The 16,206-nt window shown below is 44.0% G+C and carries 11 protein-coding genes; 8 read left to right on the forward strand and 3 right to left on the reverse strand.

What is annotated here, in order from left to right; all coding sequences use genetic code 11:
* Positions 1 to 147: 147 nt before the first annotated feature.
* Positions 148 to 2,034, reverse strand: coding sequence for a CocE/NonD family hydrolase (locus tag Q8M62_RS08125; RefSeq protein ID WP_304900677.1), 1,887 nt, complete (start codon positions 2,032 to 2,034; stop codon positions 148 to 150).
* A gap of 416 nt (positions 2,035 to 2,450) precedes the next feature.
* Between Q8M62_RS08125 and fahA the strand changes: the two genes are divergently transcribed.
* The 3 genes from fahA to Q8M62_RS08140 all read left to right on the forward strand — a co-directional run bounded on the left by fahA (position 2,451) and on the right by Q8M62_RS08140 (position 6,434).
* On the forward strand, positions 2,451 to 3,719 hold the full coding sequence (gene fahA / locus Q8M62_RS08130; RefSeq protein WP_304900676.1) for a fumarylacetoacetase: 1,269 nt from the start codon (positions 2,451 to 2,453) through the stop codon (positions 3,717 to 3,719).
* 268 nt (positions 3,720 to 3,987) lie between these two features.
* Positions 3,988 to 5,493 carry a hypothetical protein gene (locus Q8M62_RS08135; protein WP_304900675.1) on the forward strand — a complete coding sequence of 502 codons (1,506 nt, stop codon included), beginning with the start codon at positions 3,988 to 3,990 and terminating at the stop codon, positions 5,491 to 5,493.
* Between the two features lie 200 nt (positions 5,494 to 5,693).
* Complete coding sequence (locus Q8M62_RS08140; protein ID WP_304900674.1) at positions 5,694 to 6,434, forward strand: ATP-binding protein; 741 nt, start codon at positions 5,694 to 5,696, stop codon at positions 6,432 to 6,434.
* A 3-nt stretch (positions 6,435 to 6,437) separates the two neighbouring features.
* Here Q8M62_RS08140 and Q8M62_RS08145 read toward each other — a convergent pair whose 3' ends face one another.
* A complete protein-coding gene (locus Q8M62_RS08145) occupies positions 6,438 to 7,958 on the reverse strand; it encodes an arylsulfatase (protein WP_304900673.1) in 1,521 nt (506 codons plus the stop codon).
* A gap of 310 nt (positions 7,959 to 8,268) precedes the next feature.
* On the opposite strand from Q8M62_RS08145, the gene Q8M62_RS08150 reads away from it, so the two are divergent.
* From Q8M62_RS08150 to Q8M62_RS08170, 5 genes are all read left to right on the forward strand, one after another.
* Positions 8,269 to 10,800, forward strand: a complete 2,532-nt coding sequence (locus Q8M62_RS08150) for a TonB-dependent receptor (protein ID WP_304900672.1) — start codon at positions 8,269 to 8,271, stop codon at positions 10,798 to 10,800.
* Between the two features lie 14 nt (positions 10,801 to 10,814).
* Positions 10,815 to 12,266 (forward strand): DUF3526 domain-containing protein, encoded by a 1,452-nt coding sequence (locus Q8M62_RS08155; RefSeq protein WP_304900671.1) that lies wholly within the window; start codon positions 10,815 to 10,817, stop codon positions 12,264 to 12,266.
* 66 nt (positions 12,267 to 12,332) lie between these two features.
* Positions 12,333 to 13,685 carry a DUF3526 domain-containing protein gene (locus Q8M62_RS08160; protein WP_304900670.1) on the forward strand — a complete coding sequence of 451 codons (1,353 nt, stop codon included), beginning with the start codon at positions 12,333 to 12,335 and terminating at the stop codon, positions 13,683 to 13,685.
* Between the two features lie 17 nt (positions 13,686 to 13,702).
* Positions 13,703 to 14,398 (forward strand): ABC transporter ATP-binding protein, encoded by a 696-nt coding sequence (locus Q8M62_RS08165; RefSeq protein ID WP_304900669.1) that lies wholly within the window; start codon positions 13,703 to 13,705, stop codon positions 14,396 to 14,398.
* Positions 14,399 to 14,490: 92 nt separating this feature from the next.
* Complete coding sequence (locus tag Q8M62_RS08170; protein WP_304900668.1) at positions 14,491 to 15,195, forward strand: M15 family metallopeptidase; 705 nt, start codon at positions 14,491 to 14,493, stop codon at positions 15,193 to 15,195.
* Positions 15,196 to 15,288: 93 nt separating this feature from the next.
* On the opposite strand, the gene Q8M62_RS08175 is transcribed toward Q8M62_RS08170, so the two are convergent.
* Positions 15,289 to 16,185 carry a sugar phosphate isomerase/epimerase gene (locus tag Q8M62_RS08175; protein WP_304900667.1) on the reverse strand — a complete coding sequence of 299 codons (897 nt, stop codon included), beginning with the start codon at positions 16,183 to 16,185 and terminating at the stop codon, positions 15,289 to 15,291.
* Positions 16,186 to 16,206 lie beyond the last annotated feature (21 nt).

The following is a 16,206-nucleotide window of genomic DNA, read 5'->3' on the forward strand; positions in this document are numbered from 1 at the left end:
AACATGGAGAAAAATAGGAGAATTAGCTGAAGGCTTTTTGATTTGAAAAACTATTCCCGGTAGGAATCAAAAAATCTAAATTCATAGTTTTAAGGGATAAAAAAAGACCGACATCGCTGCCGGTCTTTAGATCCGAGTGTCCAGTAATTATTTCTTAATAATCGGCAGTACAATCTTACTCAAGCTCTTTCCTCCATGATGAATCGAGTTGGTAGCAATTTTACCTTCCGTTTCATCGTAGTTGTTTCCGCCGGTATTCATATTTCGGTCAAAGCGGGGGAAGTTGGAGCTGCTAACTTCGATCCGGATGCTGTGGCCCTTTTCGAAGTAATTGGACGTACTCATCGGAGTCATTTTGACCTCATATACTTTTCCGTTTTCCATCCAGACTTCTTTATCATATCCTTCCCGATAGCGCACGCGCTGAATCGTTTCGTCAAGATTGTATGCTTTTCCATCAGGATATACATCGATCAACTTGATCGTCACATCGGTATCCTTCACGTCCGAAGACAGGTAGAGATAGCTTTCGATAAAGCCTGAAACTTCTACACCCTCTGTCAGTGGTTCGGAAGTATAGACCAGAATATCTTCACGCAATTCCATTTCACTTTGGTCAAAAGAACCTCCGATCACGGCGTTTCCTGTGCAGCAAACATTGCCTCCATAGGAATTTACAGGATTCATCGGGTCATATTTAAAGGTGTCTTGAATTGCTTTTCTTGGGGCTTTAGCCGTTAATTTTCCATTTCCGTTTCTGGTATTTGCTTTGCCCTCGGAGTCCAAAAAGAACGGAGTCATCACCGCTTCAGCCGGAGGCCAGACATCGGAACTTTGCCATTTGTTGCTTCCCATGGTGTAGTAAGTCACTTTTGGCATTTTGGCAATGGTCCCACTTTCGTCTTTTCCTTTCAGCCAGAGGTCAAACCAAGCTGTGATAATTTCATCATAATTCAATCTTGCATCGCCTACACTTCGCTCACCTATAATAGTATTCTCCGTAGCTCGGGTATAGGAACAATGAAGAACCGGTGCGATAATCAAATACTGATTGTCCCGAGACATCTGACTGATGGCATTTTTCCGCGCATGGTTGAACAAGGCGATGTTTGGCCCTGCAGATACGTCAAACCAGGAGACAAACCAGAAGCTTGGCTTGTCAAAGGGCATTTTGTCGTGATACAATCCTCCATTGAACCATTTGGGATCGTTGGGCTTCCGGGTGATCATTTCTTCGTAGATCCCCATCGGGCCATTTTGATTTCTAATAATGTCCTGAATCGGCAGGTGGCTCAAGGCAGCCTTAGAGTCGATTCGAGGATATTCAGGAGACATATCATAGAAGCGCTGCAATCTCAACAAATCTTTCTTCTCAATCCCCTTGGCTAATCGAGGAGCCATTGGATCGTGCTGCACGCTGTACAACCAATTTGTGAAAAGCATCTGTCCGGCACCACCGCGATACCAGTTGCCCTGCTCCCAGAAGTCGCCGACTTTGCCCACGCCAGCTCCGTAAGCCTGAGGAACCAATGCTCCCAAAGCCGGATGATCCAGGGAAGCGACCGCCATTTGCCACTCGGCAGTAGAGGAGCAGCCCAAAAGGCCTATTTTTCCATTACTCCAGTATTGCTTGGCCATCCAGTCAAAGGCGTCGTTGCCATCGGTCAGGGGGACCCCCAAGATATCCCAGTCTCCTTCGGAAAAATAACGACCACGTTCGTTTTGGACGACATAGGCGTAGCCTTTTTTGACCCATTCCAGAGCAGATTGCATGGTGCGGGTATTCATTTCACCGTCTCCCCAAGTGTTGAAGTTGTAGGGCGTGCGGGAAAAGACAATGGGGTACTTGCCATCGCCTTTCGGGCGATAGATGTCTGTGGCCAATCGGATGCCATCGCGCATGGGCATCATGACTTTTTGGTCGACAATGGCAACTTCTTCAAGCTGAACCAGAATTGGTTTTTCCTGCGAGAATGCTTTTGGAGAGGTCGCTAAAAGAAATACCGCGAGTAAGATTTTAAAATATGTCTTCATTTGGGTTGGATTTAGAATTTCAAGATAAGAAGTCTGACTTAGTTTGGTGCTTGTTTTTTTACGAAAGGTTTTGGCCTGCCGCAACTAGCTTCTTTTTTTAAACGCAGAGCGCAGACACCGCGAAGTGCCACAAAGGATAATGACGGGAATTCATTCCTCCTCACCGGATTTAACTGAGTCGCTGTCGCTCCGGCAGAGGGCGCAAAGATTCCGGCTTTAAGCGTTAATCTGACCACTTACCGCTTACTCATCACGACTTACAGCCCTCTGTTTCTCACGCACTGGTCATCGGACATCGGACACCGGTCATCTGTTCCACCTGCAATTCGGAAAATGAGATTTTAAAAACCATTTGGCAATTCGATTTTTCATTTCCCCCAATCGGGTTAAATTTGCACCCTTACTAATTTTTGAACATGAGCGACAGCCCCATTCCCATCCTGAGTACTTGGGTGGAAGTACCTAAAAATTCCGATTTCTCGATTTATAATCTACCCTTTGGTGTTTTCAAGAACAAAAAACTCAGTCCCAGAATTGGGATCGCCATTGGAGATAAGATTGTCGACCTGAGTGTGTTGGATCAGGAAGGTTTTTTTGCAAATATGTTTTTGCCGGAAGGTATTTTCATCAAAGATTCGCTCAATGAGCTGATTGCATTGGGCAAAGTTCAGACAAAAAAAATCCGTGAACGGGTGCAAAGTTTGCTTCTGGCTGACAATGGTGAGCTCCGTGATCACTCAGCACGTGGAAAAGTAATGGTCACCAGAAAAGAGGCAGAAATGCTCCTTCCGGTGAAAATCGGTGATTACACGGATTTTTACAGCAGTATCGAACATGCCACCAATGTGGGTAAAATGTTCCGTGATCCTGAAAATGCACTTTTGCCAAATTGGAAACACATCCCTGTAGGTTACCATGGAAGGGCTTCCTCCATTGTAGTTTCAGGTACTCCTATTCATCGTCCAAAAGGTCAATTCAAAGACCCGGATATGGATGTTCCGGCATTTGGTCCAAGCAGAAGATTGGATTTTGAACTCGAATTGGCATTTATTACAGGTAAGCAGACAAAGCTTGGAGATTCAATAGCTACGGAAGAAGCTGAGGAATATATTTTTGGTTTTGTGCTCTTCAATGACTGGTCGGCCCGGGACATTCAGGCTTGGGAATATGTGCCTTTGGGCCCATTTCTGGGGAAAAGCTTTGGTTCTTCTATCTCTGCATGGGTAGTGACCATAGAGGCGCTGGAGCCATTTAAGTTAGCCGGTCCGGTTCAAGAACCAGAAGTGCTGCCATACCTGAAAAGTGAAAAAAACCACAGCTTCGATATCAATCTTGAGGTCCTGATTCAGCCAGAAGGGAAAAAGCCTTCCAAAATTTGCACTTCAAATTTCAGACACATGTATTGGAATGTGGCGCAGCAACTTGCACATCACACCTCCAATGGATGCAATATCAACGTGGGGGACATGATGGCCTCGGGTACAATTTCAGGCCCTACCACCGATTCCTTCGGTTCCATGCTTGAGCTAAGCTGGAAAGGAACCCAACCTGTAAAACTTGAAGACGGTGAGGAGCGAAGGTTTATCGAAGATGGTGATACGGTGATTATGAAAGGCTTTGCAGAAAAAGAGGGAATCCGTGTAGGATTTGGTGAAGTGACCGGGCAGATTTTGCCGGTGAAGTAAGTTTCTCTTTGAAAAATTATAAAAATCCACTGATAAATAATGTCAGTGGATTTTTCTTTGATTTTAGTAGCTTTTTATCTTTTTTAATCCTTACTTTTAGGCAACATGCTGACAGGCAATTATTTGCGAATTAGTTTCGTGCTAATGTTCTTAGGTTCCCGAAAAGTTTAGCTTTTAAATTCTTACCGGGATTGAAGTTTCAAGTCTAAGCTCCGTTTTTTTGGTGGAGCGTATTTTATGTTTCTCACTTTTCTTAATCCAAAATGTTATGGCTAAAATCAGAAGCCTTTCCATTACAACGCCCCTTTTATTCGCGGCACCTTTCAAAAGCGAATGGGCACAGACTCCAATAGACATCAATGCCCCGCTGAGCGCAGGTGGCTGGGAAGATGCAGGAAGTCTGAAGTTTTCCAGAGGATTCGTCCTTGCAAAAAATGATGCGAAATTCTTATATCTCGCATTGGATGTCGTTGATGACTTAGGGAATGACACCGGAACCAACGACTATTTCTGGCTCAGTTTTGACAAAAACCGGGATCGGGCCATTACCGCAAACCAGGATGTGAACTATGGGCTCTATCCCGGTCAACCCAATAAGCTTGGGAGGCAATATTACCTGGGTCCGGGTACTTGGACGGCCTTATTGCCTGATCCTTCGCTTAGTGAAGTGAGGCAGGAGTTTGGTTCAAGTGAGAATTCCTCTGCTTCCCACAGGATCTGGAAATTCAAAATTGACCTTCAGGAAATCAACGTTGCACTTTCATGGCCACTAAGTACCCCCTTTACGTATTTCGGATTTCGGGTGAGGTCATCCAATCCTGCGTTTACCACTGATTTTCCGGGAGACTTTTACAAGGATTTTACCAAATTGAGGCAATTGGTATTTTCAAGAAAACCGGTTATTTCCCCTTCACTGTTAGGGCCTTTGATCGGCAGTGTGGGGCTGATCCCGACTACAAAAATCGACGCCACAGGCAGGGCGACTACTGATCCCGGATATTTTATCGCTGTTCAAAATGCAGCCTTTGGAGGCACTTTAAACTTGATAGGAAACCGGATGAAAACCCAGCAACTTTGGAATGACGGGATCAAAAAGTATAAAGTGGAGATTACCCCTCCCGGAGGAAGTGCTCAAAAGTTGATTTCCAATTGGTCAAACTACCGGTGGACGGGAAGCACCTATGCCTTGGAATCCTTTGCGGCTTCCTCACTTGGGTTTTATGAGTTGGCAAATCCAAGTATCGACTATTCAATCGATGATTTGCTGATCCAGTTTCCAACTTCGGCGCTATTGCCCGGATTGTATCAGATCAAGGTGATATTCTACAAAAGGGTAGGACCATTGGATGTGGCTGTGGATAATCAGTCCATCGGCTTATTTATAGACAATCACGTGCCTGCGGTCAATATAGACAGCATTAAGCATGGTGCCAACGAGGTGTCTGCATGTGCGATTGAGACAATAGGAGCAGCACCTGACGGACTGAAATTCAAAATCACTGCGAATGATCCGGAAGGAAATCTTCTGGCAGCAAACTTCTATGCTACCTATGGTGCAGGTCTGGCAGTGGGGATTTACAGTGAAAATTACACTCCTGCCCTTGGGCATTGGATGGGCTTCAGTGGAAAAACAATTCCTGCATCAGGCAATTGGAGGCCTCCGCAGTCCTGTGCATACAGTTTTATTATCGTTGCCTCTGCCCGAACGACCAATGGCTACGGATACATTGGTCAAAACTCAACCCACCGAAACCTCACTTTATTATTGAGTTGATCTGGTTCTTTTGGAAAATACCACCTGGGTGATGCCTGGGTGGTATTTTTTGTTTTGGAAGGGGATTAAAAAATCAAGATTTCTTATAGTTGACCCTCAGAAAAGGGGATAGTTTGCACCAAAATTTAGGCTTTGAGCCTTGCTTTTAGAAAAGTCAATAACCTAAGTTTAATTCTGGAATATCCTTAACTTTTCATTTTATGAAAAATCAAACTACCCCTTCCAAAATTAAAGTTTCCTTCTCCTGGTCCGGAGGAAAAGACAGTGCATTTGCTCTTTGGAAGCTTCAAAATGACAGCATGTTCGAAGTCAGAAGACTGCATACTACATTTGGGGAAGAGACAAGGCGGGTTGGTTTGCATGGGATCCACGAGGATCTAATTGTGGCGCAAGCCGATTCATTAGGCTTGCCGCTGGATAAGATTTTCTACCCGGCAAGTGGTGATAATCAGGCCTACGAAAAAGCCATGAACAAATACCTTGATGTTCTGGAAAGCGAAGGAATCCGGCATATCGCTTTCGGAGATATTTTTTTGGAGGATCTTCGAAAGTATCGTGAGGAAAAATTAGCCGAGCGGGGTTTCCATGCCATTTTTCCTCTTTGGAAAATTGACACCAGGGTTTTGGCAAATGACTTTATCACGGCAGGATTCAAAACGTTGATCTGTGCTGCCGATGCGGGTTTGATTTCGAAAGATCAGGTGGGGATAGATTATTCGGAAGCGTTTTTGGAATCCTTGCCGGAAGGAGCTGATCCCTGCGGAGAAAACGGGGAGTTTCACAGTTTTTGCTATTCCGGGCCGATCTTTGAAAAAGCTTTGGAACTCGAGGTGGAGGAAATCTTAAGCAAATCCTACGACATCCCCTTGGCTACCGGTGCTGTGGATAAAAAGCATTATTGGTTTGCCGCTATCCATTCACTTGGCAGCAAATCACATTGATTATCAGGATCCCACTTTTTTCTTCCATTCCTCAAAAAGTGCCTTCAATTCTTTTGCTTTCTCAGGAAATCGGAGGCTGACATTTTGGATTTCGGAAGGATCTTTTTCAAGGTCATAAAGTTCCCAATCTGCATCTTTTCCATGTGCGACGAGCTTCCAGTTTCCTTTTCGTACAGCCCTTCCTACCGCCCATTCCCAGAAGATTGGCTTTTCACGAATCGATTTATCACCCCGGATGGCGGGTAGAAGACTTTCACCTTCTGCCGGCAGAACGGCTTTTCCATTCAGTTCAAGTGGATAATTCGCTCCTGCGAGCTCGGCAAGTGTCGGAAGAATGTCGATCAAATGAGCAGGATAATGATTGAGAGGATTTTGAGTTCTCAAACCCTTGGGCCAGGAGATGATCAAGGGGGTTTTGATCCCCCCTTCAAAGGAGTAATTCTTATAGAAACGAAGCGGCGTGTTCCCTACATTAGCCCAATCCTGACCGAGCGATGTCCATTGCCCGACAGTCCCGATTTTTCCGTCTCCGGGGATGTTGACCATTTCCGCGGAGGCCCCGTTGTCAGAAAGAAAAATGAATACGGTATTTTCCAACTTTCCCAATGCACGTAACTTTTGGATGATGTCCCCGATTTTTTGATCCATTCGGTCGATCATGGCTGCATACACCTCCATTTTTTGCTCCTCCACTTTCCGGAGCGAATCGGAAAGGGAAAGCCAGGGTACATGGGTAGCTTCGCTGAGGACGTAATTTTCATCGATGATTCCCAGCATTTTTTGCTTTTCAAATCGCCGTTGTCGGATCACTTCGTAGCCTTCAGCGTATTTGCCCCTGTACTTTTCAATGTCTTCCGGCCAAGCCATCAAAGGGTCATGGGGAGCGGTGTAGGCGAGGTATAGGAAAAAGGGCTTGTCTTCTTCCCTGTATTCTTCCAGCCACTGCAGGGCATGTTTGGTGAAGTAATCCGTGGTATAGAAATCCGAAGGAGGGGAGTAGGGTTGAAAGAGTTTTCGATCCTCGTAAAAGGGCCGGTCGTTTCTTTTTTGAGCAGGCTGAGCTTCGTTTTCGCGTCTGGGTCCGGGGTTAAAATGATTGGATGCTCCCTCCATCAATCCATAATACCGGTCGAAACCCCGGTCCATAGGGTGGTCGAAACCATGGTGCTTTCCAGCCCAAAGTGTCCGGTAGCCGGCAGATTGCAGTAGCTCCCCAACGGTAATTCCGTTTTTCAGCGGCTGAAGATAAGTGGCTTCATAGCCCACTTGCTGGGCGTACAATCCTGTGAGTAATGTCGCTCTCGAGGGATTGCATTTGGCCGTGTTGTACATCTGTGTGAAGCGAATCCCGTTTTGGGCCAACCAGTCCAGATTGGGAGTTTCTACTTCACTTCCATAGGCCCCGATATCGGACCAGCCCAAATCATCCGCCAAAATCAAGACGATATTGGGCTGATCCTGCATTTTTGTTTCCAGTGGAGCGATGAAAAGCCACAACAGACCAAAAAATATGGAAAAAGGCATAGGCTATTGGAGTTTGATGGATTGAAATCAAGTTTAAGAAAAAGAGCGGATTTATTGGTGGTAAAACGAAAGTAAATGAACCTAAAAAAAGCAATTGATAAAACTCAAATAATTTTATGCAACAGTGTTCCTTATTGATTTTTTTTGGTTTAATCTTGCGGCTTATTACGCAACTGTGTTGCGTTTACTAAAATTGGTTCGGTCCACAAATCACTACCTCGAGAAGACACAAATTTCATTTTCAATTACTCCAGAGATCAATTTTCCGAATAAGATCATCCTGCTTATACCCCCCATCCCATCAAGTCCTATGAACAGAATAATACCTAAGATTAAATTTTATCAAAAACCTTATTTCTTCATCTTCCTTTTGATTTTATCATTTCCTCTGATTGTAACTGGTCAAAACCAATTATCAGGTTCATTAATTGACACCAAGGGTTACCCTGTCATCAACATGAACGTCCGACTGACATCCGATCAGGAAAGCAAAATTATCTTGACGGATTTAGATGGGAGATTTGAATTTGTAAATCTCTCCGGGAGAAAATATAGGTTGCAGGTAACCTCGATGAGTTACGAATCTTATGAACAAGAGGTAGACTTGAACACTATTGTTCAGCCACTGACTATTCAACTTATCCCATCGGGTCTTAACCTTCAGGAAGTGGAGGTATTAGGCAGATCGAGGCAGGATTATACTAGCGAATACAGTTTTTCTGCCACCAAAATTGCGGTAGCAAACAAAGAGCTTCCTCAGGGAATCGGGACGGTGACTAAAGAGTTGATCAGAGACAGACAAGCTTTTCAGTTGGCTGATGCGGTAAAAAATGTCAGTGGGGTGATTCCTTCGAGTTTTTATAATCAATATTCAATCCGGGGAATCAGCCAAAATGAGGAGGGGCAAATCATTAACGGACTTAGGACACGACAGTACTATTTCCTCCAGCCCTTGACGACCAATATTGAACGGGTGGAAATACTTAAAGGTCCTGCATCTGTTACTTTTGCCAGTACTGATCCCGGAGGAAGTATCAATATGGTAACCAAAAAACCCTTGTCTGAAGACCGTAAGGAAATCAGTCTGAGTGCGGGCAGTTTCCGGACGATGCGGGGAACCTTGGACTTTACAGGACCCCTCAATTCTTCCAAGACGCTCCTATACCGTCTGAATGCTGCATATCAGGAGGCGGGTTCTTTCCGTGATTATGTAAGAAATAATTCAGTTTTGATTTCGCCCTCTCTTAGTTACCTGCCATCTGATAAAACATCATTTAATACCGAAGTGATTTTCAACTCAATGAATGGAAATCTGGACCGAGGTCAACCGATTTTTGGGGCAATTGCCGGACAAACCAATCTCAACAGTACTCCTTTGAGTTTAAATCTTGGGGCTGCAAATGATTTTTTCAAATCAGATGAATTGATTTGGACTGCCAATTTCTCTCAAAAGTTCTCCCAGAACATAAGTTTCAATGCCGTATACATGAAGCAAACCTGGAAGGAAGACCTTCAGGAACATCGGACGACCAATGCATTTGCGAGAGATATTTCAGGTCAGCAGGCTAATAATTTGGTCATGATGCAGTTTGTTCAGCGGCAGCAAATCTGGAATATCGATAACCTGAATGCCTATTTTAATTTCAATTTTGACTTGGGTCAAACGTCTCATAAAATGCTTGTGGGCTACGACTTGCATTCTTGGAATAAGCTCAAGGGTGGAGGACAAAATGCGGCAAGGGGATTCTTGCTCAACGATGGAAGTGTGTCAAACTCATTCAGCCCTGCCAATGCCGATCGTTTTCAAACTGTTACCATTGATGGAAAAGTATTTCCGAGACCCAATGTAAATTATTTTAACCTAAACAGCCCATCCACCACCCTTCCGATTGTGCAGGGATATCAGCTCAATGCGCGGGTTGCTATTCCATCGGCCTTGACGACTTCCGATGCAATTTACCTGCAGGAACAACTAAAATGGGGTAAATTCTCCGCCTTGTTGAGCTTAAGGAATGAATGGTATGAGGATATTACGAATTACGACACCCCCAATGAACGGTCATTTACAAATGTGGTACTCTTGCCCAGAATTGGTCTGACCTATGAAATAAGCAAGTCCATCAATGTGTATGCAACCTATCTGGAAGGGATGCAGCCTCAATCCAATACAGTGACATTGATGCCAAATACCGGGGCGTTCTTCTGGGCTTCAGAGTCTGCAGCCCGTTTTAAACCACTTATCAGTGATTTGAAAGAGTTAGGGATGAAATCGGAATTGTTTGATAAAAAAATCACGCTGAACGCAGCTGTCTATCAGATCAATCAGCAGAATATTCTGATGAACGCCAATTTACCAGACTTCCCGGATTCATTGGTGCAGCGGGGTGCCGATCGAAGTAGCGGGTTTGAATTGGACGCTACAGGCTATTTGCATCCCAACTGGCAGATTACGGCATCTTACAGTTTTATAGATGCGAAGATTGTCGATGATACGAAAGAGGAGTTGATAGGTCAGCGTAAGGAAAACACCCCGAGAAACAGTGGAAACCTCTGGACCCGATATAATTTTGGAGGGACTTCCAAGCTAAGGGACCTTGGTGTCGGCCTTGGTGTTCAGGCGCAAAGCAGAAGAATTCCATGGTTTTCAAGAGCTTTTGAAGTTCCGGGCTTTGTCCTGTTTGATGCGGCAGTTTACTACGCTCCTCAAAAAAGCAATGTACAAATAGCGCTCAACGCGAATAATCTGATGAATAAAACATACTGGGTTGGGGCGCAAAATTACACCCGCTTATTTCCCGGGGCTCCGAGGAATATTATGTTGACAGCAACCTATAAATTTTAAACAGTCTGAACTCAATGAATAGGTTGAAAAAAATAAATCTATTAGCTAAGCAGGCTTGGGTAAATACGATCCACAGGCGCGGGACCAAAGGACTCATTCTACTAGTCAACCTCCTTTTGTTTTTTTCTCTGACAGTAGGGTATTTGAATCTTTCCCAACATCAGAACCTTGTACATGGGTTTGGGGGAGAGGTTAGGGATAAGTGGGAAAACAGTCCCGATAAGCATCCACATCGGATGGCACACTATGGCTATTTGGTGTTTCGGGAGAAGTTTCCATTGGCTTTTTTCGATTTTGGGATGGACAGTTACCTGGGGAATGTAATTTTTCTCGAGGCACATAAGCAGAATACAGTAAATTTCTCCGAAGCCAATCTTTCCAACGGGCTTTTGCGCTTCGGAGAGATTTCTGCCGGGATGATCCTTCAAGTTCTTATACCGCTGCTGGTTTTTTTCTGGGGCTTCGATCTGATTTCACGGGACAGAGAACAGGGAACGCTCAAAATCCTTTTTGCGCAAGGGGTTCAGGGACCTGAATTAATTTGGGGGAGAGCCTTGGGGCTCTATTTGCTCAATCTATCTACAGTTGTCCTCCCCTTTATTTTAGGGTTTATTCTTCTGTTTTTACATGGAGAGCAGGACTTGCTTGGACAATCTGTCGCACATTATTTAATTATGGTCTTAGGGTACCTCGTATATTTTCTGGTTCTCTGCCTGGTCGCGGTATGGGTTTCAGGGGTCAGCAAATCATCCAAAGCTGCCCTCACCACCTTGATTGGGTGCTGGCTGCTGTTCACGCTGTTGATTCCAAAAGTTTCTCAGGTAATTGGACAGACTTGGTATCCCACACCATCCAAAATAGAGTTTGACTCATCTGTGGAACAGGAACTAATTCTACATGGAGATAGCCATAATCCAAATGACCCGCACTATGCCGCACTGAAGGATTCATTACTTCGTGTTCATGGAGTGGATTCTGTACAGCAGTTACCCTTCAATTACAGCGGGTTTGTAATGCGGGAGGGAGAACGCCTCAGTACGGAGACTTATCTCTCCCATCAACGCGCACTGGTAGAGCTCTTCAAACAGCAGCAGAAAATAATCAGAAACGCCGCCTGGATTGATCCTTTTCTTGCAATAAAAAATTTATCCATGGGCATGTCAGGAACTGATTATGATATGTATCTGCATTTTCAGGATCAGGCGGAAGCTTACCGGTATCTTTTGGCCCAAACGATGAATGAATTACAAATAGACCTGATCGGTAACCGGATTAAAAATTCTTCCGATCCCTCGGCTCAGTTAAGTAAAGAATATTGGGAGAAGTTTCCGGATTTTCATCAGGCGTTTCTTCCTACAGCAGCGGTAATTAAAAATCAGTTTTACTCAATTCTTATCCTAGCACTATGGTTAACCTTGTTTTCCTGCCTTGTATGGGCTTTTTCCAATCGTATAAAAGCTTTTTGAAAATGAAATTGAGCCTTGCCTGTCTGAGGTAGGCAGGTGTGACCGCCAAGAAAAAAATACTAACCAATGATATACTTAATTGTAAAGAACTTTTTCAGATCCAAGGCCCACGGAATCGGATTGGTCCTTCTGCTGATTGCAGGATTGATCAGTCTGGAAATCGGGTCCCGTTTTTTGAAAAAGACGGAGCAAGTCTCTGTAAAAACCGCCCAATACCAACAGGAAAGTATCCTTAGAAATGTCTCTTATTTTGATAAAGAGATGGGGACACTGATGTATTACCTCAAGTTCGGACTGGAAAACAAAGTACCAAACCTCGCCGCCTTATCCATAGGGCAGCGGGACATATTTCCGACAGTCCAAAGTGTTACCGTCAGAAATCTGGAGGAACAGCGATTTTCGACAGATTTGACAAATCCGCTTTACCAACTCCTTGGTAATATGGACTTTAGTTTTGTGCTCATCTATTTTTTTCCATTGGTTATTATTTCCTTTGGATTCAATTTGATTTCCGAGGAGAAAGAAGGAGGTACCTGGAGTTTAGTACGAAGTCAGGCAGGTTCGCCGATGTCTTTTCTGAGATACAAAATGGGAATTCGGGTGATCAGCGTGCTTGCAGTGTTGCTTGTTTTGCTCTTGGTGGCTAAGTTCTACCTGAACATACCGATGAACCAACATTTTTTGGCTTTTATTCTGGTTTCGGTTTGCTATGTGCTGTTTTGGTTTGCCCTGACCTGGTTGGTTGTCAGTTTTCAAAAAAATTCAAGCACCAATGCCCAAACCCTGCTTATTTGTTGGGTTTTTCTGAATCTCATCCTACCTGCTGGAATCAATGTATTTCAGCGCTGGTTATTTCCGATTCCTGAGGCCATGACTACGGTGATCCAAAATCGGGAGGGATACCATGCCCAATGGGATAAACCAAAAGAACCTACTTTGGAGAAGTTTTATGCGCGGTACCCGCAGTATGCTTCATTTGTTCATCCAAAGGAACTTGACTTTAGCTGGCTTTGGTATTTTGCGATGCAGCAGCTTGGTGATGAGGAAGCCGCCTCTGAGGTGACAGAACTGAAAAGCAAACTTCGCCAAAGACTGGATTTGTCAAAGAAGGTAAGTTGGTTGATTCCGACGGTTCATACCCAATTGACGCTCAATTCCGTGGGCCTGTCAGATCAGGGTAATTATTTGAATTATCTCACGGCACTTGAGGAATTCCACGAGGAGTTGAAGCATTATTTTTTCCCCAAAATATTCCAAGATTCGCCCGTAAGGGAAGAAGAGTGGAGCAAATTTACCTTAAGAGTATTTCAGGATGAATATGCTGTCAGCTGGCTTAAGACGCTAGCTCCTTTTGTGATTTTTATGCTGGCATTTCTGCTTTGGGCTACTACAAACTTTAAAACAGCAAGATTAAATTAACTCAATCCAAATTCATTATGATAGAAGCAAAACAACTTTCAAAAAGCTACGGTGGCCAAATTGCACTCCAGGCTTTGGACATGAATATCAAGGAGGGTGAAATCTTTGCCTTATTGGGTCAAAATGGTGCGGGAAAAACGACTACGATCAACTGTTTTTTGGGATTTGTGGAGCCAACTTCCGGTGAGGCCCTGATTCATGGGGTTTCGGTAAGCAACAATCCTCTGGAATCCAAACAGTACTTAGCCTATATACCGGAGACGGTGATGCTCTATCCAAACCTCAGTGGGATTGAAAATCTCGCCTTCTTTTCATCTTTGGCGGGTCAGAATTATTCGGAGGAGAAGTTGAAGGGATTTTTGAGTAAGTCCGGTTTACAGGAGAGCGCACAAAAACAAAGAGTGGGAGGATATTCCAAAGGCATGAGGCAAAAAGTTGGAATAGCCATCGCTTTGGCCAAGAAAGCCAAAGCGCTGTTTCTGGACGAGCCTACCAGTGGATTGGACCCGAAGGCCTCCAATGAATTTTCTGAAATTCTGAAAGAACTCTCAGGAGAAGGAACAGCGATCTTGATGGCAACCCATGATATCTTTCGGGCCAAAGAGGTAGCACACCGAATTGGCATCATGAAAGAAGGACAGCTGGTAAGTGAATTGAATGCTGTAGACATTTCTGCAAATGAGCTCGAAATGCTTTATTTGAAAACGATATAAAATCGGGTCCAGTGACATCCCAAGCCAAATGATTTTCTGAATTCTACTTTAGGGGAGTAGGATGTGGCTTCCTATAAAAAAATTGTAAGGACATGAATAAAATTGCTTTCGCAATAGCCGTCTTATTATTTCTAAATCGTGGGGTATTTGGTCAATCTTCCAATTCTTATGGATTGGAAATTCTTACAAGTTTGGAAGAATACAGACAAACTGTGGCCCTAGACAGTAATAAAAGATTTGTGAGAATAGTTGATTATCTACCTAATGTGATAATGGATATCAAATATGCCGGGAAGGAAAATGTATTCTATACGCAGTTGTACCCTCGCGAAATCGCAATTTGTAGATTGCCTGTGGCAAAAGCATTAGCTGAGGTGCAAAAAGAACTAAACGAGCAAAATCTGGGGCTAAAAATTTATGATGGCTACCGACCATACTCAATCACCGTGAAAATGTTTGAAATTCTCCCTGATACCGTTTACATGGGGTTGCCATGGCAGGGCAGTAAGCACAACAGAGGAATAGCACTGGACTTGACTTTGGTTGATTTGGAAACTGGTCAGGAACTCAAAATGCCTACACCATTCGATGCTTTAGTTTACGCCTCCCACCCGGAGTTTATGAAACTTCCAGAAGTGGCTATTCGAAATAGGGAATTGCTGAAGGGAACTATGAAAAAACATGGATTCACCGTAGATCCTGTCGAGTGGTGGCACTATAATTATATCGACAATCGGGTCTATGAATTGTTGGATATTTCTATAGATGAGTTGGAGAAATCAATCCTCAAAAATTAAGATTTTTGGCCTATTTTCTGGAATTTTGCTGCATGGACCAAAGAAAAAAGCCAACCCGAAGGCTGGCTTTTGAAAGGAAGAATTGAAGTCGGCTTATTTAAAGCCAATTTCTTTCAGTCCTGCGTGACTGATTTTGATGGCTTCCAATGGATCCAGTCCAAAGGTATTGTCCTGTTCCACTAAGTAATATTCCATTCCTGATTTAGATTTTTCGGCCAAAATCCGCTTGAAGTCAATGTTTCCTGTCCCTACCGGAGCAAATTGACTGGAATCATTCATGTCTTTCACATGCCATGCCTTGAAGCGTCCGGGATATTTTTCGAAGTAGGTCAATGGATCAACTCCTGCTTTGGTAACCCAGAATAAATCCATTTGGTAGTTAACATGCGCAGGATCTGTATTTTCAAGAATATAATCCGTCAAAATTGTCCCATCCTTCATTGCAATAAATTCAAAGTCATGGTTGTGGTACAATAATTTCAATCCGGCTGCTGAGCATTTTTCACCGATTGTCTTTAGGATAGAAACCAGTTCAGCCGGAGTGCCTTTCATACCCATTCCGTCAGGGCCAAAAGTAAACATGCCCATAGGTGGAACTGGGATCACAAAGTACTGGAAACCCGCAGCTTTTGATGCAGCAATCTGCTCATCGGCATTGTCCAAAGTCACTCCACCCATGTGCGTACTTTTTGGTTCCAGTCCCAGGGAGTCCAAAAAGCTTTTGAATGCTAACGGCTCCATGCCATAGAATTTTCCATCTGCGTAGCCAGCAGCTTCTACATAGGCATAGCCTGCATCGGCTACTGCTTTTAATGTTCCTTTTGGATCTTTGCCCATGGCATCGCGAACGGTGTAGAGCGCTAAGCCTCCAAATTTGGCAGGTGACTCTTCGATGACTTCGGTGGATTCCTCCACTTTTGGACTACATGCGGAGAACCCGAGTATGATTGCCAAGAGGAAGGAAAGTGAAAGGTTGAAATGTTTTCTCATAATTGGGGTAAGGTTTGAATA

This window comes from Algoriphagus sp. (assembly GCF_030694375.1).
GTDB lineage: Bacteria > Bacteroidota > Bacteroidia > Cytophagales > Cyclobacteriaceae > Algoriphagus.